Below are 20,260 nucleotides of genomic sequence, written 5' to 3'. Positions count from 1 at the left end.
TGATTCATTCGCTCCCGTCTCGGGCTTGGATCAGCGCCCGATAGTGACCTGGGTTGCAGCCGAACCATTTACGGAAGGCCTTGTAGAACGAGCTGCTGTCGGCAAACCCCAGCCGTTCGGCGATATCGCCCAGGCCCGGCTCGACCTGGGCCAACCAGGCAATCGCCAGCTCGCGTCGTGCGCTGTCCTTGAGGCGTTGGTAGGTCTGCCCCTCCTCCGCCAGGCGCCGGCGCAGGGTTGCGCTGGACAAGCACAAGCCACGCGCCAGGCTGTCGGCATCCGGCCAATGTGCCGGGTCGATCTTCAGCAAATCGCTGCGGATGCGCCTGGCCAGGCTGGCCGGATCGCGGTACTTGACCAGAATGTTGCCCGGCGCTTCGGCAAGAAAGCGCTGCAGCTCCTGGGGCGTGCGCCTAAGCGGCAGGTCCAGGCAGTCGGCGGCGATGATCATGCGGGTACGCGGACGGTCGAATTGCAGGTTCTCGGAAAACATCACCCGGTAGTCGTCGCAGAACGGTGGCTCGGCACAGCGCAGGTCGATAGCCAGGATCGGAATCCGCCGCCCCGCCAGCCAGCAGGCCACACCGTGCACGATCATCCAGAAGGTGAAATAGGTGAACGCGCGCCGTGGCAGGTCACGGGGCTCGTTGACGACGATTTCGGCCAGGCTCTGCTGGCGTACCAGGCTCGGTTGCAGATCCTGCAGCATCAACGACAGAAAGCCCAAGGCAATTTCAAGCCCGGCACCGAGGCTCTGCTGAGCCATGGCTGCGCGGGTCAGAAAGGCAAGGCTGCCCATCGGCAAACCACGGGGGTCCATGGCGAAGAACTCATCGTTGCAACGTCGGGCAAGCAGCCGCCACAGCTTGGCATAGGCGTCGGCAGACACCCTCGCCTGCGCCAGCTCCAGTTGTTCCGGCTCGATGCCGGCGCGAAGCAGCAGGCCCACGTCAGGTGACCCAGCGGGGCATGTCTGCAACAAAGCCTCACGTACCAGTTGCATGGAGATCGTGTCTTTTTCGCTCATTGCCCATCCAACCCCAGGAATGCCTTGATCAAACGTAACTCGCGGCGGCGCTCCAGGCAGCCGACCATGTGCCGGTTGACCAGACCGTCGCCAGCTATGGGCCGAGCCACCACCCGAGGATCGTGGGCCACCTCCACCGATGAGACGATACCGATACCCAGCTCGGCCGCGACGGCCTCTGTCACCGCCTCACGACTGTCCAGTTCCAGCAGCACCCGGGGTTGCACCTTGGCTGCCGCACACGCCTGGTCAAACGTGCGCCGGGTGATCGAGCTGGGTTCACGCAGCACCATGATCTGCTTGTCCAGATCGGCCAGCGCCAGCTCACCCGAGGCATGCGCCCAAGGGTGGCCCACTGGCAACAGCGCACAAATCCGTGAATCACCCAGGCCCTGCAAGTACAGGCCATTGCGCGCCTCGACTTCGGTCAGCACGGCCACATCGGCATGCTCGGACAATAGCGCCGCCAGGGTTTCCTGGGCATTGCCCAGGCGCAGGTTGACCGTGATACCAGGGTAACGCGCGCGCAACTGCGCCAGCATGGGCATCACCCGGTGCGGACCGTCGGCAGCGACTTCCAGGCGCCCGGTCAGCAGTTGCCGATTGGCCTCCAGCATCACCTGTGCTTCTTCTGCCAGGCTGAACATGGCCCGGGTGATGGCTGCCAGGCGCGTACCCTCCTCGGTCAGTTCGACCCGCCGCGCCGTGCGCCGCAACAGCGTGATCTGGTAGTGCTCCTCCAACGCCTTGATGTGCCCGGTCACCGCTGGCTGGCTGATGAACAGACGCGCCGCGGCACGGGTGAAACTGCCTTCACGGGCAACCGCGTCGAATGCACGTAACTGGAACAGGTTCATATCTATCGGCCTGACTTATGACTGGCATAACAACAAACAATTTGATTGATAAAAGGGCGAATTGCAACCTAGCACCCGTAGTTTCAGCGCCACCTCTGTTGGCGGACCACCCGCAGCTTGTGAGGAACCACGGAATGAGCAATGCCCCGATTCTGCTGACCCCCGGCCCACTGACCACATCGCTCCGCACCCGCCAAGCCATGCTGGTGGATTGGGGCTCCTGGGACCGCGACTTCAACCAACTCACCGCCAGCGTCTGCGAGCAATTGCTGGCGATCATCGATGGCAGCGCCAGCCACCACTGCGTTCCCCTGCAAGGCAGCGGCACCTTCGCTGTCGAAGCCGCCATCGGCACCCTGGTGCCCCGCGACGGCAAGGTGCTGGTGCTGATCAATGGCGCCTACGGCCAGCGCCTGGCCAAGATCTGCAAGGTACTGGGCCGCACCTACAGCACTTTCGAGACCGCCGAGGACCAGCCGACCACCGCCGCCGACGTCGACCGCCTGCTGGCCGCCGACCCCACCGTGACACACGTCGCGTTGATCCACTGTGAAACCAGCACCGGTATCCTCAACCCGCTGCCGGAGATTGCCCAGGTCATCAAGCGCCACGGCAAACGCCTGATCATCGATGCCATGAGCTCGTTCGGCGCACTGCCGATCGATGCCCGCAAGATCCCGTTCGAAGCCCTGATCGCCGCCTCGGGCAAGTGCCTTGAAGGGGTACCGGGCATGGGCTTCGTGTTCGCCGAGAAAAACGCCCTGGCCGCCGCCGAAGGCAATGCCCATTCCCTGGCCATGGACTTGCACGATCAACACCAGTACATGGCCAAGACCGGCCAATGGCGCTTCACCCCGCCGACCCATGTGGTCGCTGCCTTGCACGAGGCCCTGTTGCAGTACAACGAAGAAGGCGGCCTGCCAGCACGCCACCAACGTTACGCTGACAACTGCAAGACCCTGCTCGATGGCATGGCAGCCATCGGCCTGCGCAGTTTCCTTCCGGCCGAGATCCAGGCGCCAATCATCGTCACCTTCCATGCACCGAACGACGCCCGCTACCAGTTCAAGGACTTCTATGAACGGGTCAAGGCCAAGGGTTTCATCCTCTACCCAGGCAAGCTGACCCAGGTCGAAACCTTCCGCGTCGGCTGCATCGGCGTGGTCGGAGCAGACGGTATGCAGGCCGCTGTCAATGCCGTGGCCCACGTGCTGCGGGAAGTGGAAGTGCTGGACATCTGACCCGCCCAATCACCTCGAACTCCCAGGAACTCGCGCACATGAACTACAGCAACCCCACCCAGCTGCAAGCCGCCATCCTCGACTGGGCCGGCACCGTGGTCGACTTCGGCTCCTTCGCCCCGACCCAGATCTTCGTCGAAGCCTTCGCCGAATTCGACGTCCAAGTGTCCATCGAGGAAGCCCGAGGCCCGATGGGCATGGGCAAGTGGGACCACATTCGCACTCTGTGCGATGTCCCGGAAATCGCCGAGCGCTATCGCAAAGTGTTTGGCCGCACGCCCACCGACGATGACGTCACGGCCATCTATGAACGCTTCATGCCACTGCAGATCGAGAAGATTGCCGTGCACTCGGCATTGATCCCCGGCGCTCTGGACACCCTCACCGGGTTACGCAAGGATGGCCTGAAGATCGGCTCCTGCTCGGGCTATCCGAAAGTGGTGATGGACAAGGTGGTGGAGCTGGCTGCGCAGAACGGTTATGTCGCCGACCATGTCGTCGCCACCGATGAAACGCCCAACGGGCGTCCTTGGCCGGCCCAGGCACTGGCCAACGTGATCGCCCTGGGCATCGACGATGTAGCGGCCTGCGTCAAGGTCGACGACACCGTACCCGGCATTCTCGAAGGCCGTCGTGCCGGCATGTGGACCGTGGCACTGGTGTGCTCGGGCAATGCCCTGGGCCTGACCTGGGAAGGCTACCAGTCATTGAGCGTGGAAAAGCTGGAGCGCGAGCGCCAGCGTATTCGCTCGATGTTCGCAGGGTCGCGCCCGCACTACCTGATCGACACCATCAACGATCTGCCGGAGGTAGTTGCCGATATCAACCGCCGCTTGGCCAAGGGTGAAATGCCGCAGGCCTCCTGACTGGCTGTTGCGACCCCTATCGGCGTGACGACAGGGGTCCGACCCGCTTTACACAGCCCGATTCAACTTCACCCACGAGGCGAACTTGTCGATGAACCCCTGCAGGAACGGCCGGGTCTTGTCACTGAGCTTGCCGGCTTCATCGAACAGGCTCGCCGCCCCACCGATATAGGCTTCTGGCATCTGCATGCACGGCATGTCGAGAAACACCAGCGACTGACGCACGGCGTGGTTGGCACCGAAGCCACCGATGGCCCCCGGCGAGACACTCACCACCGCCGTTGGCTTGCCCGCCCATGCGCTTTGCCCGTAAGGCCTGGATCCCACGTCGATGGCATTTTTCAGGCAGCCCGGCACCGACCGGTTGTACTCCGGGGTAACGAACAGCACGGCATCGCTGCGACGAATTTCGTCACGAAAGTGTTTCCAGGAGTCAGGCGCCGTGGCCTCGACATCCTCGTTGTACAGCGGCAAGTCAGCGATCTCGACGATCCTCAGGGCAAGGCTGGACGGCGCCAGCTCCGAAAGTGCCCTGGCCACCTTGCGATTGTACGAATCCTTGCGCAAGCTGCCGACGACGACCGCTACCGAATACACCTGGCTCATGGCGATTTCCAACCTTTGCTGGGGAATGGGACGTTGTAGTTATAGATGACCGTTCCTCGGTTCCATGGTTTTTTTTCTTGGCCGCTAAAACTTACTGCGGGCCCGAGCGGTCTATGCCTGCAGACATTTCCCAGGCAATTCAGAGGTTTTCACCCAAATGGCAGCAGTAATGGTCGGTCAGTTCCACGCCCGTGACGCCGAAGGCCGTATCTATCCCGTGCATGAATTCCAGGAGTCCACGCTCCAGGTCGACGGCACCACCCTGGGCGCACCGATCACCACTTATCGCCTGGCCATCGGCGACCGGGTCAACCACCTGGGCGAAGACCGCTTCGAACTGGCGCGCACTGGCGTCGAGATCATTCGCATTCCTTGATGCAGTCCACCGTGTAGATGCCGTTCTCGTGCTGCAGCCCATGCACATCGGCGACGAAGCCAGGAAAGCCGCTGTCGAAAGCGCGGGCGAACACCAGGTAATCGAGAATCGAGCGGGTGGTTTCGGTAAAGCGTTCGCCCGGCATGATCAGGGCGATACCCGGCGGATACGGCACCAGCATCACCGCCGCGACCCGCCCCAGCAGCGCCTCGATCGGCACCGCTTCCACCTCGCCGCGCACCATGCGGTCATAGGCCTGGGCCGGGCTCATCACCACCTCGGGCAAGCGTGTGAACAAACGCTTGAACTGCTTGGCGGTAGCATTGGCGCGGTAGCAATCGTGCAGTTGGTTGCACAGGTCCCTCAGGCCCATGCCCTGGTACCGCACAGGTGCCACCGCCACGACACTGGGCAGGCAAGCGCTCAATGCCGTGTTGCCGTCGTAATGGCGTTTGAACTCGAGCAATTCGGTGAGCAAGGTGCTCCATTTGCCTTTGGTGATCCCCATGGAGAACAGCACCAGGAAGCTGTACAACCCCGTCTTCTCCACCACCAGCCCCCGCTCCCAGAGGAACTTGCTGACCACCGCTGCGGGAATACCATGCTCGCCCAGCACGCCGCCGGCATCGAGCCCTGGCATGACCAGCGTGACCTTGAGCGGGTCCAGCAGCACATAGTCGTCCGCCACTTCACCAAAACCATGCCACTGGGCGCCCGGCTGCAGCAACCAATCCTGTACCGCCAGGCGGTGGATGCCCTCGGCGGTCGTCGGCTGCCAGATACTGAACCACCAATCATCCGCTGCGATGTGTTCACGCAAATTGGCCAGGGCCCGGCGAAAACTCAGGGCCTCGTCGAACATTTCCTGCAACAGTGAACGTCCGGCGGGGCCCTCCATCATGGTCGATGCCACGTCCAGCGAAGCCAGGATGCTGTATTGCGGGGACGTGGAAATATGCATCATGAACGCTTCGTTGAAGCGGTCGCGGTCCAGCTGGCGCTGCGCGCCATCCTGCACGTGGATCATCGATGCCTGGCTGAAGGCGGCGAGCAGTTTGTGGGTCGAGTGAGTGCTGAACACCAGCGGGCTGTCCGCCTCACAGACAGTGCCCATGGCGTAGCGATTGTCGAAGAACTCATGAAATGCCGCATAAGCGAACCAGGCTTCATCGAAATGCAACACCTCGACGCTGGCACCCAGCGCCTGTTTGATCAACCCGGCGTGGTAGCACAGCCCGTCGTAGGTAGAGTTGGTCACCACCGCCAGCTTGATCCGGGCTCCACGGTCGCGCGCAAGAGGGTTGGCCTGGATTTTCGCCCGGATGGCCTCGGCACTGAACTCACTGAGCGGGATCGGGCCGATGATGCCCAGCTCGTTGCGCTCCGGGCACAGGTAGATGGGGATGGCCCCGGTCATGATGATCGCATGCACTACCGACTTGTGGCAGTTGCGGTCTACCAGTACCAGGTCGTCACGGCCAACCATGGCATGCCAGACGATCTTGTTGGCCGTCGAGGTACCATTGATCACGAAGAACGTGTGGTCGGCACCGAAGTTGCGGGCGGCGCGGGCCTCCGCAGCTGCCAGTGGGCCGGTGTGATCGAGCAGCGAGCCGAGCTCGGGCACTGAAACCGAGAGGTCGGAACGCAGGGTGTTTTCCCCGAAGAACTGATGAAACGCCAAGCCTACGGGGGTTTTGCGGTAGGCCACGCCACCGCCATGACCGGGGGTGTGCCAGGAATAGTTCGATTGCGCGGTATGCTGGACCAAGGCTTTGAAGAATGGCGGCAGCAAGCCATCGAGATAATTATGAGCGGCTCGGGCCACTTGCCGTGCCAGGAATGGCACGGTGTCTTCGAACAGGTAGAGGATGCCGCGCAGTTGGTTGAGCTCGCCCATGGCCTCGGCGGGCGCATTCTCCAACGTGACCTGCTCGCCCAGGGCGAAAATAGGCAGGTCCGGGGCACGCAGGCGTGCCAGGCGAATCAACTCGGCCATGTTCTGCAGCAGGTGGGTATTCTCGCCGACACCTTCGGCGGCGACCAGCATGCACGCCAGTCCGTGGTGAGTGGCGGCAACCAGACGGGCCTCGGCATGGTCGGCCGCGGCGAGGATGGCGAAACCGTCCTGGCTCAGCTCCTCGGCTATACCGCGTATACGCTCCCCGGCAACACTGTCGGCCTTGATTGCCCGGTGGACAATGAGAATGGGGAACTTGAGGTCCTTGTACATCAGCTACTACCCCCTTTCGAACAGGTCATGCTGTTCAGGGTAGTTGAGGATCTGGGCAGCCCCTGCAGGCGCCGGCTTGCCGGCAATCAGCCCGGTACGGTCAGCGAATTACCCGGCAGGCGTTTCCGTCAATGCCTGCCACATCGCCGGCCCGCCCGCCGACTTGGCGATTGCCGCCAACCGCTCGGCATGGGCTTCCAGTTCCTCGGCAGTGGCCATGATCACCCGCCCCGGCGCGCGCCCGGTAATGCGGCGAATCTCGCTGCCAGCACCGCCCTGCCCCTGCTGATCGTTATCGCCACCATGGCCTGCCAGTGACAGGCTGGTTTGGCCACCCGTCATCGCCAGGTAGACGTCAGCCAGCAGTTCCGAGTCGAGCAAGGCGCCGTGCAATTCACGGCCTGAGTTGTCGATGTCGTAGCGTTTGCACAACGCATCGAGGCTGTTGCGCTGCCCTGGATGACGGGCACGGGCCAGCAACAGGGTGTCAAGGATGGTGCAGTGCTGGGAGATATCAGCGCGGTCGTGCTGCCCGAGCAAGGCGAATTCGTTGTTGATGAAGCCTACGTCGAACGCCGCGTTGTGGATGACCAGCGTGGCGCCCTGGATGAACTCGAAGAACTCCTCGGCCACATCGGCAAAACGCGGCTTGTCGACGAGGAAGGCATCGGTGATACCGTGAACGCCAATGGCGCCCTCGTCACTCTCGCGATCAGGTTGCAGATAGACGTGGAAGTGGCGCCCGGTCAGGCGCCGGCCGATGACCTCGACACAGCCGATCTCGATGATTCGATGGCCTTCGCTCACCGGCATGCCGGTGGTTTCGGTATCGAGAATGACCAGCCTGGTATCTTGCTGCTGCTCCACGCGGAGGGCTCCAACTTGCATCTATGACAAAGGGGCGGATTGTACCCCAGCTCAACCCTGGGTGCGCACTTCGTCGACGCCGCGGTTGGCCAATTGGTCGGCACGCTCGTTGCCGGGGTGGCCGATGTGACCGCGCACCCACTTCCAGGTCACCTTGTGACGATTGACTTGCTCATCGAGCTGCTGCCAAAGGTCGGCGTTTTTCACCGGTTCCTTGGAAGCTGTCTTCCAGCCCCGTTTCTTCCAGTTGACCATCCACTCGTTGATGCCCTTCATGACGTACTGCGAGTCGGTGGTCAGCACCACCTCGCATTCGCGCTTGAGCGCCATCAGCCCCTGGATCGCGGCCATCAGTTCCATACGGTTGTTGGTGGTTTCGCGCTCGCCGCCCCACAGCTCTTTCTCGACGCCCTTGTAGATCATCAGGACGCCCCAGCCACCAGGGCCAGGATTACCCTTGCAGGCACCATCGGTGTAGATTTCGACGCTATCGCTCATGTACCACTCGTTTAAAATGCAGTGTGTCGGCCACGCGGGGCCTGTCAGGGCTCGTTGCGCTCGCGGTTGACCTTGGCCATCGGCAGTGGCAGCAACTTGCCCATGGGTTCGCGGCGTTGCTGACGCAGCGGCCGCAGGCCAACCACCATCTTGCGCGCCACCAGCAGGTACACCCCGCCACCGGCGCTCTGCCAGCCCCCGGCCACCCGTTCCCAGCCTGCCAGGCGTTGCTGCCAGGCGGGCGAGGCAAGCGGCGGACGATAGCACCCGAAGCGGCGTTTCTCCAGCGCGAAACCCAGCAGGTTGAGCCAGTCGCCCACTCGCGACGGCGAGATGCAGCGGGCCTTGCGCAGGGCGCCATGGCTGAAGAGATGACGCACGCCCCAACTGCTCCAGGGGTTGATACCGACGATCAGCAGGTGCCCGCCGGGGCGCACGGCGCTGGCTGCCTCGCGCAGCAGCCCGTGGGGCGACAGGCAGAAATCCAGGCCATGTTGCAGCACCACCACGTCGGCGGCGTGCTCGCCGAGCGGCCAGGCCTGTTCTTCGCAGACGATCTCCACACCCGGCAGCGGCGCGCCGAGACGAACGTTGCGCTGAACCTGCGGCGCACTGGGGGGCGCATCGGCGCAGGGGCCGTAGTGCACCAGGAAGCCGCCAAAAAAGCGCCCCAGTTCTTCTTCGAGCAGTTTGTCCTCTTCCTCGAGCATCAGTCGCCCGAGTGGCCCGTTGAACCAGTCACGGGCCAGGCTGATCAGCTCGACCCAGTCCGGGTCGGCCTGGGCAAAGGCTTGGTCGGTCATTGCGCTCTCCCTCGAAGGTTCTCGCACCGCGCCATCGCGGCTAAGATGCCTTCATGTGCCGCTTGGCGATTCGGATCCGCACCATGATACAGATCGATGCTCTCCCCGCTTTCTCCGACAACTACATCTGGTTGTTACAGGATACTGCCAAACGCCGTTGCGCGGTGGTCGATCCTGGTGACGCCGGCCCAGTGGAGGCCTGGCTGACCAGTCACCCAGGCTGGGTGCTGGAAGACATCCTGGTCACCCATCACCATAACGACCACGTTGGCGGTGTCGAGCGGCTCAAGCGCCTGACCGACGCCCGTGTCTGCGGCCCGGCCCACGAGCGTATTCCGTGCCGCGACCTGGCGCTGGACGAGGGCGACCAGCTGACCGTACTGGGCGTGACCTTCCAGGTGCTGGCCGTGCCCGGCCATACCCTCGGGCATATCGCCTACTTCAGCGACCAACCGTCAACCCCGCTGCTGTTCAGTGGCGACACACTGTTCGCCGCCGGCTGCGGCCGCATGTTCGAAGGGACCCCAGAACAGATGCAACCGGCCCTCGCCCGCCTGGCGGCCTTGCCCGAGCGTACCGAGGTCTACTGCGCCCACGAGTACACCCTGAGCAACCTGCGTTTCGCCAGGGCCGTGGAGCCCTCCAACCCGCACGTTCTGCAGCGTTTCGAGGACGTTACCCGGCTGCGCGCCGACAATCGCATCACCTTGCCATCAACTATCGGCCTGGAGCGGCTCACCAACCCCTTCCTGCGTACCGCTGAAACATTAGTTAAACAAAAAGCAGACGAATGGAAGGGACATTCAAACCCCACGCAGGTCACTGTTTTTGCTGCCTTGAGGTCTTGGAAGGACACCTTCTGATAACCTCAAGATATATCGCAAACCGTGGTCAACGGTTGACCCGGGAGGGACCGGTTTCTAGAATCGCCGAAATTTTTCGCCCGGAAACCTGTCCCAGCCGATGTCTTCCCGTAGCCGCAGAACCTCTCATTCCGTCGCCCTGACGCGCCTGGCCAAAATCAGTGCGCTGGCCCTGGCCGCCACCTTGGTGGGTTGCCAGAGCACCCGTCAGCTCGACGAATCCGACAGCGTTCGCGCGCACAACTACCAGGCTCGGATCAAGCACAAGCCTTCGCCACTGGCGGTCAAGCCTGCCGACCAGGCACCCCAGGATGTGTGGGAGCGCATGCGCCAGGGCTTCGCCCTGCAGGACAACATCGACGTCAACCCGCGCATCGAGCAGCAGCGCCTGTGGTTCGCCAGCAACCCGACCTTCCTCGAAAGCGCTGGCGAGCGAGGCAGCCTGTACCTGCACTACATCGTCGAGCGGCTCGAAGAACGCGACATGCCGCTGGAGCTGGCGCTGCTGCCTGCCATCGAAAGTGCCTACAACCCGATGGCCTACTCCCGCGCCCATGCCGTCGGCCTGTGGCAGTTCATCCCGTCCACCGGTCGCCACTTCAACCTGCGCCAGACCAACTTCTACGATGGCCGCCGCGACATCACGGCGTCCACCAACGCTGCACTGGACTACCTGACCCGCCTGCACGACATGTTCAACGGTGACTGGCTGCTGGCCCTTGCCGCCTACAATGCGGGAGAAGGCACGGTCAGCCGGGCTATCGAGCGGAACGAGAGGCTTGGCCTGCCCACCGACTACTGGAACCTGCCGCTGCCACAGGAAACCCGCGACTACGTGCCCAAGCTACTGGCCCTGTCGCAGGTGGTGATGACGCCGGAGGCCTATGGCGTGAACCTGAACCCCATCGCCAACGAACCCTATTTCGAAGCCGTGGCGATCAACGATCGCCTCGACCTGTCACGGGTGGCCGCCTTTGCCAACATCGACGAAGACGAACTGATCCAGCTAAACCCGGCGTTCAAGAAGCGCATGACCGTCGATGGCCCCAAGCAACTGCTAGTGCCAACGGCCAAAGCGCAACTGCTGTCCGACAGCCTGAACAACCTCAAGCCAGAACAACTGGTCAGCCTGCAGCCGCGCAAGGCCGTGTTCGAGGCTGCGGTCGCCGAGGCCAAGGCTCCTGCGGCGCGCAGCTACCGGGTCAAGCGTGGCGACAACCTGGCCAGCATCGCCAAGGCCAACCGTGTTTCAGTGAAGGATATCCAGCGCTGGAACAAACTCCCGGGCAATCGCCTGCGTGCAGGCCAGGTACTGGCCCTGCGTGGTGGCAACGCGCCCAGCGCGGCGGGCAACCGTGTAGCGTCGTCGCAGAAGCGTTCCACCCAATACAAGGTGCGCAAAGGTGATTCGCTGTACCTGGTGGCCAAACGTTTCAACGTCGAGATGAAACACCTCAAGCGGTGGAACCCGCGCAGCGGGCATGCCCTCAAGCCAGGGCAGACCCTGACGGTTTACCTGTCGCACTGATGTGCATCGGGTTGCTTGGCAGCTTGTGGGCGCGGGTTAACCCGTGCGGCACGCGACGCGGTGCATGGCACCGGCTTCGCCGGTGATCGCCGGCAAGTCGGCGCCTACCGATAAACGCTGACTCGATGAATTGGCGGGCAATCGGCGGGAGCCGAACAGGCCTTCCGAGACACCCTTTTTCCAACCCCGCCAAGCTGTTACTGTAGCCCGACCAAAGCCCAACGCCTCTGGATCGGATGCCGAATTGATACGTCCCCTCCTGCTGTCACTCAGCCTGGCCTTGAGCTTTCCCGCAGTCGCGATGGTGAGCGAAAGCCACGGATACGCGCAGTTCGGCACGCTCAAGTACCCGGCCACATTCACCCATTTCGACTGGGTCAACCCGCAAGCGCCCAAAGGCGGCACGTTGCGGGCCATGGCATTTGGCACGTTCGACACGCTCAACCCCTACACCTTCAAGGGCTCCAGCCCGGTCACCACACCGAACTTCCTGCAATACGGCATTAGCGAGCTAAACGAACCGCTGATGATCGGTACCGGCCAGTACGACCCATCCGGTGATGAACCGACCTCCAGCTATGGCCTGATCGCCCGCTCGGTGGAATACAGCGAGGACCGAAGCTGGGTGGTATTCAACCTGCGTCCTGAAGCCCGATTTCACGACGGTCACCCGATCACTTCGGCAGACGTTGCGTTCTCCTACCGAACCCTGCTCAAGGAGGGCCACCCGATCTACCGCACCAATCTGCAGGAAGTGCGGCGGGTGGATATTCTTGGGCCGCTGCGTATCCGCTTCGTGTTCAAGCGCACTGGCAACCCCTTGCTGATCCTGCGTTTGGGAGAAATGCCAGTGCTGCCCAAGCATTACTGGCAAAACCGCGACTTCAAGGCCACAACCTTCGAGCCGCCGCTGGGCAGCGGTCCATACCGCATCACCCAGGTGCAGCCAGGCCGCAGCCTGGTGTTCGAGCGTGTGAAGAATTACTGGGGCAAGGACCTGGCGGTCAACCGGGGCAAGTACAACTTCGACCGTGTCGAGTACGAGTTCTACCGCGACGCCACGGTGGCCTTCGAAGCCTTCAAGGCCGGCGAATTCGACATCTATATCGAGCACCAGGCCAAGAACTGGGCGAACGGCTACAACTTTCCGGCGGTGCGCCGGGGTGATGTGATCAAGGCGCAAATACCCCACCGCATTCCGACCCAGACCCAAGGGCTGTTCATGAACAGCCGCCGCGCCACCTTCAGCGATGCGCAGGTTCGTCAGGCCCTGGGCCTGATGCTCGATTTCGAGTGGACCAACCGCACCCTGTTCAGCAGCGCCTACCGGCGTTCGACCAGTTACTACCCCAACAGCGAGTTCGCGGCGACCGGCCTGCCCACCGGCAAGGAATGGCTGCTGCTCGCACCGTTCCGCGACCAGTTGCCAGATAAGCTGTTCACCGAGCCCTACAAGGTCAGCCACACCGATGGCCGCGGTATCAACCGCCAGACCCTGCGCCAGGCCCTGGCCCTGTTCGCCCAAGCCGGCTGGAAGCTTGACGGCCAACGCCTGGTGAACAACAAAGGCCAGCAGTTGCGCATGGAACTGTTGCTGGTTAACCCCAACCTTGAACGCATCCTGCAACCTTATGTCGAAAACCTGGCGAGCATCGGTATCGACGCGCGCCTGCGCACCGTGGACCGGGCCCAGTACAAACAGCGCCTGGACCAGTTCGATTTCGACATGATCCTGATGACCCTGAACCAGACCCTCAGCCCTGGGCTCGAGCAATGGCTGTACTTCCACTCCAGCCAGGCGACCACCAAGGGCAGCAAGAACTATGCTGGGGTCAAGGACCCGGTGGTCGACCACCTGCTCGACACGTTGCTCGCCGCCCGTACCCGCGACGACCAGGTCGCCGCCGCCCGCGCCCTGGACCGTGTGCTTTCGTGGCATTACTACATGATTCCCAACTGGTATCTCGACAATCACCGCCTGGCGTACCGCAACCGGTTCGCTTTCGTCGCCACACCGCCCTATACACTGGGCTTGAACAGCTGGTGGCTCAAGACTTCGGAGAAAGCCCAATGATGCCAACGCATCGACTGCGCCGGCTGGCAGGCAGCCTGTTGCTCGCCTGCCTGAGCCTACCGGCATTGGCCGCGCCACAACATGCGCTTACCCTTTACGACGAAGCGCCCAAGTATCCGGCCGACTTCAAGCACTTCGACTACGTCAACCCGGACGCCCCCAAGGGCGGTACCTTCCGTCAGTCCAGCTTCGGCGGCTTCGACAGCCTCAACCCCTTCATCAACAAAGGGGTCGCCGCCGACAACATCAGCATCATCTACGACACGTTGATGCGCCAGAGCCTGGACGAGCCGTTCACCGAGTATGGCCTGGTGGCCGGCAAGATCGAAAAAGCCCCGGACAACAGCTGGGTGCGCTTCTACCTGCGCCCCGAAGCCCGCTTCCATGACGGCCACTCGATGCGGGCCGACGATGTGGTGTTCACCTTCAATGCCCTGACCAAGCAAGGGGCGCCGCTGTACCGGCAGTACTATGCCGACGTGGCCGAAGTGGTCGCCGAAGATCCGCTGCGGGTGCTGTTCAAGTTCAAGCACGGGAACAACCGTGAGCTGCCGCTGATTCTCGGCCAACTGCCAGTGCTGCCCAAGCACTGGTACGAGGGCCGCGACTTCACCCGCGGCAACCTGGAAATTCCGCTGGGCAGCGGCCCGTACAAGGTGGCCGAGGTCAAGGCTGGCCGTTCGATTCGCTACGAGCGGGTCAAGGACTACTGGGCCAAGGACCTGCCGATCAACCGAGGTTTCTACAACTTCGACGCCATGACCTTCGACGCTTTCCGCGACAACACCGTGGCCCTGGAAGCGCTCAAGGCCGGGCAATTCGACTACTGGCTGGAAATGAGCGCGAAGAACTGGGCCACCGCCTACAACGTACCGGCGGTACGTGAAGGTCGCTTGATTCGCGAAGAGCTGCCCAACGGCAACCCAACCGGTATGCAAGGCTTTATCTTCAACCTGCGCCGCCCGCTGTTCCAGGACGTACGCGTACGCGAAGCGCTGAGCCTGCTGCTGGACTACGAATGGACCAACAAACAGCTGTTCAACGGTGCCTACACCCGCACCGGCAGCTACTTCGAAAACTCCGAAATGGCCGCCCGTGGCCTACCCAGCGCCGATGAACTGAAGATTCTCGACCCTTTGCGCGGCAAGATCCCCGAGCAGGTCTTCACCGAGGCATTCCACAACCCGGTCAGCGATGCCAGCGGCGTGATCCGCGAGCAACAGCGCAAGGCATACCAGCTGCTGCAGGACGCCGGCTGGAAGATCGTCGACGACAAGATGGTCGATGCCCAGGGCAAGCCGGTGTCCATCGAGTTTCTGCTGGCACAGACCGAGTTCGAGCGTATCCTGCTGCCGTTCAAGCGCAACCTGGCCGACCTGGGCATCGACCTGAACATCCGCCGGGTCGACGTTTCCCAGTACATCAACCGCCTGCGCTCGCGCGACTTCGACATGATCGTCGGTGGTTTCCCGCAGTCCAACTCGCCCGGCAACGAGCAACGCGAGTACTGGACCAGCGCCGCCGCCGACAACCCCGGCAGCCGCAACTTCATCGGCCTGCGCGACCCGGCCATCGACCAACTGGTCGAGCAGTTGATCAACGCCGATTCGCGCCAGAGCCTGATCAACCATACCAAGGCACTGGACCGTGTATTGCTCTGGGGCTACTACGTGATCCCCAACTGGCACATCAAGACCTGGCGCGTGGCCTACTGGAACAACGTCGGCCACCCGAACGTGTCGCCCAAATACGACGTGGGCATCGACACCTGGTGGATCAAGCCCGAAGTCGCCCCGGCCACGCCGGATACAGCGGCCCCTGCCGATGAGGCCAACTGACATGCTGGCCTACATCCTGCGACGCCTGCTGCTGATCATTCCAACGCTGTTCGGCATCCTGATCATCAACTTCATCATCGTCCAGGCCGCCCCCGGTGGCCCGGTGGAACAAATGATCGCCAAGCTCGAAGGCTTCGAAGGCGCCACCAGCCGCATCGCCGGCGGTGGCGCGGAGGTCTCGGTGGCCGGTTCCAGCTACCGAGGGGCGCAAGGCCTTGACCCGGCGCTGGTCGCCGAGATCGAGCGGATGTACGGCTTCGACAAGTCGGCGCCGGAACGGTTGTGGATCATGATCAAGAACTACGCCCAACTGGATTTTGGGGAAAGCTTCTTCCGCGACGCCAAGGTCATCGATCTGATTGCAGAGAAGATGCCGGTGTCGATCTCGCTGGGGCTGTGGAGCACCCTGATCATGTACCTGGTGTCGATCCCCCTGGGGATCGCCAAGGCAGTGCGTCACGGCAGCCACTTCGACGTCTGGACCAGCTCGGCGATCATCGTCGGCTATGCCATTCCCGCGTTCCTGTTCGCCATTTTGCTGATCGTGCTGTTCGCCGGCGGCAGCTACTTCGACTGGTTCCCGCTCAGAGGCCTGACCTCGAACAACTTCGACGCGCTGTCCACCAGCGGCAAGATACTGGACTACTTCTGGCACCTGGTACTGCCGATTACCGCGCTGGTGATCGGCAACTTCGCCACCATGACCCTGCTGACCAAGAACAGTTTCCTCGACGAGATCAACAAACAGTATGTGATCACCGCCAAGGCCAAGGGCCTTAGCCGGTCGCGGGTGCTGTACGGCCATGTGTTCCGCAACGCCATGCTGCTGGTGATCGCCGGCTTCCCGTCGGCCTTCATCGGAATCTTCTTCACCGGCTCGCTGCTGATCGAGGTGATCTTCTCCCTCGATGGGCTGGGGCTGATGAGTTTCGAAGCGGCGATCAACCGCGATTACCCGGTGGTCTTCGGCACCCTGTTCATCTTCACCCTGCTGGGGCTGGTGGTGAAACTGATCGGCGACCTGACCTACACCCTGGTCGATCCACGCATCGACTTCGCCAGCCGGGAGCACTGACATGGCCCTGTCCCCTCTCAACCGTCGGCGCTTCGAGCGCTTCAAGGCCAACCGCCGGGGCTGGTGGTCATTGTGGCTGTTCATCATTCTGTTCGGCCTGAGCCTGGGTGCCGAACTGATCGCCAACGACAAACCCATCGCCGTGCGTTACGACGGCCAATGGTATTTCCCGGCGTTCAAGCGCTACCCAGAGACCACCTTTGGCGGCGAATTCCCGCTGGAGGCCAACTACAAGAGCCCGTATATCCGCGAGCTGTTGGCCAAGAAAGACAGCCTGGTGCTGTGGGCGCCGATTCCGTTCAGCTACCAGAGCATCAACTACGACCTAAAGGTCCCAGCCCCTGCGCCGCCTTCGGCCGACAACTGGCTGGGCACCGATGACCAGGGACGCGACGTGCTGGCCAGAGTGATCTACGGTTTCCGCGTTTCGGTGCTGTTCGCCCTGACGCTGACCGTGCTCAGCTCCATCGTCGGCGTCATTGCCGGCGCCTTGCAGGGCTACTACGGCGGCTGGGTCGACCTGGCCGGACAGCGCTTCCTGGAGGTCTGGTCGGGCTTGCCGGTGCTGTACTTGCTGATCATCCTGGCAAGTTTCGTTCAGCCCAATTTCTGGTGGCTGCTGGGGATCATGCTGCTGTTCTCCTGGATGAGCCTGGTGGACGTGGTCCGCGCCGAGTTCCTGCGCGGGCGTAACCTCGAATACGTGCGCGCCGCCCGTGCCCTGGGCATGCGCAATGGCGCGATCATGTACCGGCACATCCTGCCCAACGCGATGATTTCGACCATGACCTTCATGCCCTTCATCCTCACTGGCGCCATCGGCACCCTGACCGCCCTGGACTTCCTCGGCTTCGGCCTGCCGCCCGGCGCGCCTTCGCTGGGTGAGCTGGTGGCCCAGGGCAAATCCAACCTGCAGGCGCCCTGGCTGGGCATCAGCGCCTTCGCCGTACTGGCGGTGATGTTGAGCCTGCTGGTGTTCATCGGCGAGTCCGCCCGTGACGCCTTCGACCCGAGGAAATGACATGAGCGAAGACAACCTGATCGAAGTCCGTGACCTTGCGGTGGAGTTCGTCACCGGCGAGCAGGTCAACCGCGTGGTCGATGGCATCAGTTTCGACATCCGCAAGGGCGAGACCCTGGCCCTGGTCGGCGAGAGCGGTTCGGGCAAATCGGTGACCGCCCACTCGATCCTGCGCTTGCTGCCCTACCCCCTCGCACGCCACCCCGGCGGCAGCATCCGCTACGAGGGGAAGGACCTGTTGCATCAAAGCGAAAAGGCCATGCGCCACATTCGCGGCAACCGCATCGCGATGATCTTCCAGGAGCCAATGACCTCCTTGAACCCGCTGCACTGCATCGAGAAACAGATCAACGAGATCCTGCTGATACACAAGGGCCTGACGGGCAAGCAAGCCACCGCCCGCACCCTCGAACTGCTGGAAATGGTCGGTATTCCCGAGCCGAAGAAGCGTCTGAAGGCCTTGCCCCATGAACTGTCCGGCGGCCAGCGCCAACGGGTGATGATCGCCATGGCCCTGGCCAACGAGCCTGAACTGCTGATCGCCGACGAACCAACCACGGCACTGGACGTGACAGTTCAGCTGAAGATTCTTGAGCTGCTCAAGAAACTGCAGAAGCGCCTGGGCATGGCCCTGTTGTTGATCAGCCACGACCTCAACCTGGTGCGGCGCATCGCCCACCGCGTGTGCGTGATGCAACGCGGACAGATCGTCGAGCAAGCCGACTGCAGCCAACTGTTCAGCGCACCGCAACACCCTTACACGCAGATGCTGATCAACGCCGAGCCCAGCGGTTTGCCTGCACATAACCCGGAGGGCGCGCCGCTACTGGAGGTGAAGGACCTCAAGGTCTGGTTCCCGATCAAAAAGGGGCTTCTGCGGCGCACGGTTGACCATGTGAAGGCGGTGGATGGCGTCAACTTCAGCCTGCCCCAGGGGCAGACGCTAGGGATCGTGGGTGAGTCCGGCTCCGGTAAATCGACATTGGGCTTGGCCATCCTGCGCTTGATTTCAAGCCAGGGGGCAATCCGGTTCCACGGGCAGAACCTGGAGCGCTTGAACCAGAAGGAAGTCAGGCCACTGCGGCGGGAAATGCAGGTGGTGTTCCAGGACCCCTTCGGCAGCCTGAGCCCGCGCATGTGCGTGGCGGACATCGTCGGCGAGGGTTTGCGTATCCACCGCATCGGCACTGCGCAGGAACAGGAAGCGGCGATTATCGCGGCACTGGAGGAAGTGGGGCTCGATCCGCGGACCCGTCACCGTTATCCCCATGAGTTTTCCGGAGGCCAACGTCAGCGGATCGCGATTGCCCGGGCCTTGGTGTTGAAGCCTGCACTGATCTTGCTGGACGAGCCAACTTCAGCGCTGGACCGGACCGTACAACGGCAGGTCGTGGAATTGCTGCGCAATCTGCAGAGCAAGTACAACCTTACCTACCTGTTCATCAGTCATGACCTGGCGGTGGTCAAGGCGCTGAGTCACCAGTTGATGGTGATCAAGCATGGACATGTGGTGGAACAAGGGGATGCGCAGACAATCTTCCATGCGCCGCAGCATGCCTATACGCGGCAGCTGCTGGAGGCGGCGTTCCTGGAAGTGGAAGCGGTCGGATAGGTTGCCCGCGAAAAACCAACTACTCGGGGATCAGGAGGCGTACCGCGTCTTCTGCTCGCCGAGCGTGTGGTTTCAGCACACCCTGCAGAAGGTCACGAGCCTCGGCGAGCTGGCGAAAAAACAGTCTCACTGCGCGTGCCTCAATTGAAGACCCAAAGCACGCGGGTGGGTTTGTCCGTTAGGTTGGCGTAACGAAAACGTGCGTGGGATTGCAACTGAAAGCTGTCATTGGTGCGAAGCGTCACAGGCTCACCGTCGTCCAGCCAGACCGTCAACTCGCCTTCGAGCACGAAGCAGCCCTGCTCCGAACTGTCATCCAGGTATTCCTCCCCGCTGCTAGCCCCTGGTTCGAGGTGGCTGTCCAGCATGGAAAAAGCCCCGTTGATCGTGGGCGAGACCAGCACATCGGTAATACCACCGCCCAGATGCAGCGTACGACGGGCCTCAGGACGGGTTACCCAGTCAAGCCCACGGGGTTTGTCCAGGTTGTAAAAGTACGCCGTCGACACACCGAGCGTTTCACTGATCGCCGTCAAGTCCGCCACGGTTGGACGCGACACGCCCCGTTCTACCTGGGAGAGAAAACCCACCGAACGGCCAATACGTTGAGCCAGCTCGCCCAGTGTCAGGCCTTTGAACTTGCGCAAGTCGCGAATGAGTACAGCCAGCTCTTCAATTTCTTCGTGAACTTTCATGCTTGAACCTTGAACGCAAGAACATCGCATGCCGTGATCTTCAATGGGCTCGACAACATGAAGGCGGGTTCACGAGTTTGTGCGAAGTAAACGTACGACCCAAGATCAAGCGCGGCTAAGCAACATAGAAATGATTGGCATGGAAAATACAGGAATGCCTTCACAAATCAAGCCCGCCAC

Annotated in this window: 18 protein-coding genes; 10 read left to right on the top strand and 8 right to left on the bottom strand. The window is 62.3% G+C overall.

Features of this window, described 5'->3' with window-relative positions; translation table 11 throughout:
• Window positions 1-4: 4 nt before the first annotated feature.
• Both P3R38_RS08770 and P3R38_RS08765 read right to left on the bottom strand, forming a co-directional pair.
• Window positions 5-1,027 (bottom strand): AraC family transcriptional regulator, encoded by a 1,023-nt coding sequence (locus P3R38_RS08770; protein ID WP_023379753.1) that lies wholly within the window; start codon window positions 1,025-1,027, stop codon window positions 5-7.
• Window positions 1,024-1,884: a LysR substrate-binding domain-containing protein gene (locus tag P3R38_RS08765; protein WP_027907629.1), complete on the bottom strand. Its 861-nt coding sequence runs from the start codon at window positions 1,882-1,884 to the stop codon at window positions 1,024-1,026. Before P3R38_RS08765 ends, P3R38_RS08770 begins: the two co-directional genes overlap by 4 nt.
• 134 nt (window positions 1,885-2,018) lie before the next feature.
• On the opposite strand from P3R38_RS08765, the gene P3R38_RS08760 reads away from it, so the two are divergent.
• Both P3R38_RS08760 and phnX read left to right on the top strand, forming a co-directional pair.
• A complete protein-coding gene (locus P3R38_RS08760; RefSeq protein WP_277687002.1) occupies window positions 2,019-3,125 on the top strand; it encodes a 2-aminoethylphosphonate--pyruvate transaminase in 1,107 nt (368 codons plus the stop codon).
• Window positions 3,126-3,163: 38 nt separating this feature from the next.
• Window positions 3,164-3,991, top strand: a complete 828-nt coding sequence (gene phnX / locus P3R38_RS08755) for a phosphonoacetaldehyde hydrolase (protein WP_023379750.1) — start codon at window positions 3,164-3,166, stop codon at window positions 3,989-3,991.
• A gap of 48 nt (window positions 3,992-4,039) precedes the next feature.
• Here the strand turns inward: phnX and P3R38_RS08750 are convergent, their stop codons facing one another.
• The gene (locus P3R38_RS08750) at window positions 4,040-4,597 is read right to left on the bottom strand and encodes an NAD(P)H-dependent oxidoreductase (RefSeq protein WP_023379749.1); all 558 of its coding nucleotides are present in this window, start codon (window positions 4,595-4,597) and stop codon (window positions 4,040-4,042) included.
• A 157-nt stretch (window positions 4,598-4,754) separates the two neighbouring features.
• Here P3R38_RS08750 and P3R38_RS08745 point away from each other — a divergent pair, with 157 nt between their 5' ends.
• The gene (locus P3R38_RS08745) at window positions 4,755-4,973 is read left to right on the top strand and encodes a hypothetical protein (RefSeq protein ID WP_023379747.1); all 219 of its coding nucleotides are present in this window, start codon (window positions 4,755-4,757) and stop codon (window positions 4,971-4,973) included.
• Here P3R38_RS08745 and P3R38_RS08740 read toward each other — a convergent pair.
• From P3R38_RS08740 to P3R38_RS08725, 4 genes are all read right to left on the bottom strand, one after another.
• Window positions 4,957-7,206, bottom strand: coding sequence for an Orn/Lys/Arg decarboxylase N-terminal domain-containing protein (locus tag P3R38_RS08740; protein WP_023379745.1), 2,250 nt, complete (start codon window positions 7,204-7,206; stop codon window positions 4,957-4,959). The two genes, P3R38_RS08745 and P3R38_RS08740, sit on opposite strands and share 17 nt — an antisense overlap.
• A 108-nt stretch (window positions 7,207-7,314) precedes the next feature.
• Complete coding sequence (gene dnaQ / locus P3R38_RS08735) at window positions 7,315-8,073, bottom strand: DNA polymerase III subunit epsilon (protein WP_277687001.1); 759 nt, start codon at window positions 8,071-8,073, stop codon at window positions 7,315-7,317.
• Between the two features lie 51 nt (window positions 8,074-8,124).
• Window positions 8,125-8,571: a ribonuclease HI gene (rnhA, locus tag P3R38_RS08730; protein ID WP_023379742.1), complete on the bottom strand. Its 447-nt coding sequence runs from the start codon at window positions 8,569-8,571 to the stop codon at window positions 8,125-8,127.
• A 44-nt stretch (window positions 8,572-8,615) separates the two neighbouring features.
• On the bottom strand, window positions 8,616-9,374 hold the full coding sequence (locus tag P3R38_RS08725; protein WP_023379740.1) for a methyltransferase domain-containing protein: 759 nt from the start codon (window positions 9,372-9,374) through the stop codon (window positions 8,616-8,618).
• An 83-nt stretch (window positions 9,375-9,457) separates the two neighbouring features.
• Between P3R38_RS08725 and gloB the strand changes: the two genes are divergently transcribed.
• From gloB to P3R38_RS08690, 7 genes are all read left to right on the top strand, one after another.
• Complete coding sequence (gloB, locus tag P3R38_RS08720; protein ID WP_023379738.1) at window positions 9,458-10,237, top strand: hydroxyacylglutathione hydrolase; 780 nt, start codon at window positions 9,458-9,460, stop codon at window positions 10,235-10,237.
• 100 nt (window positions 10,238-10,337) lie between these two features.
• Window positions 10,338-11,765, top strand: coding sequence for a transglycosylase SLT domain-containing protein (locus tag P3R38_RS08715; protein ID WP_023379736.1), 1,428 nt, complete (start codon window positions 10,338-10,340; stop codon window positions 11,763-11,765).
• Window positions 11,766-12,009: 244 nt separating this feature from the next.
• A complete protein-coding gene (locus P3R38_RS08710; RefSeq protein ID WP_218279022.1) occupies window positions 12,010-13,839 on the top strand; it encodes an extracellular solute-binding protein in 1,830 nt (609 codons plus the stop codon).
• A complete protein-coding gene (locus tag P3R38_RS08705; RefSeq protein WP_277687000.1) occupies window positions 13,836-15,677 on the top strand; it encodes an extracellular solute-binding protein in 1,842 nt (613 codons plus the stop codon). The genes P3R38_RS08710 and P3R38_RS08705 overlap by 4 nt, the downstream gene beginning before the upstream one ends.
• 1 nt (window position 15,678) lies before the next feature.
• Window positions 15,679-16,752: a microcin C ABC transporter permease YejB gene (locus P3R38_RS08700; RefSeq protein ID WP_023379731.1), complete on the top strand. Its 1,074-nt coding sequence runs from the start codon at window positions 15,679-15,681 to the stop codon at window positions 16,750-16,752.
• A gap of 1 nt (window position 16,753) precedes the next feature.
• Window positions 16,754-17,773, top strand: coding sequence for an ABC transporter permease (locus P3R38_RS08695; RefSeq protein WP_023379729.1), 1,020 nt, complete (start codon window positions 16,754-16,756; stop codon window positions 17,771-17,773).
• Between the two features lies 1 nt (window position 17,774).
• On the top strand, window positions 17,775-19,385 hold the full coding sequence (locus tag P3R38_RS08690; protein ID WP_023379728.1) for an ABC transporter ATP-binding protein: 1,611 nt from the start codon (window positions 17,775-17,777) through the stop codon (window positions 19,383-19,385).
• Window positions 19,386-19,525: 140 nt separating this feature from the next.
• Here P3R38_RS08690 and P3R38_RS08685 read toward each other — a convergent pair whose 3' ends face one another.
• Window positions 19,526-20,080, bottom strand: coding sequence for an XRE family transcriptional regulator (locus P3R38_RS08685; RefSeq protein ID WP_202676025.1), 555 nt, complete (start codon window positions 20,078-20,080; stop codon window positions 19,526-19,528).
• Between the last annotated feature and the right edge of the window lie 180 nt (window positions 20,081-20,260).

Source organism: Pseudomonas sp. NyZ480 (assembly GCF_029537255.1).
Classification (GTDB): domain Bacteria; phylum Pseudomonadota; class Gammaproteobacteria; order Pseudomonadales; family Pseudomonadaceae; genus Aquipseudomonas; species Aquipseudomonas taiwanensis.
This window is presented reverse-complemented; position numbering and strand designations above follow the sequence as displayed.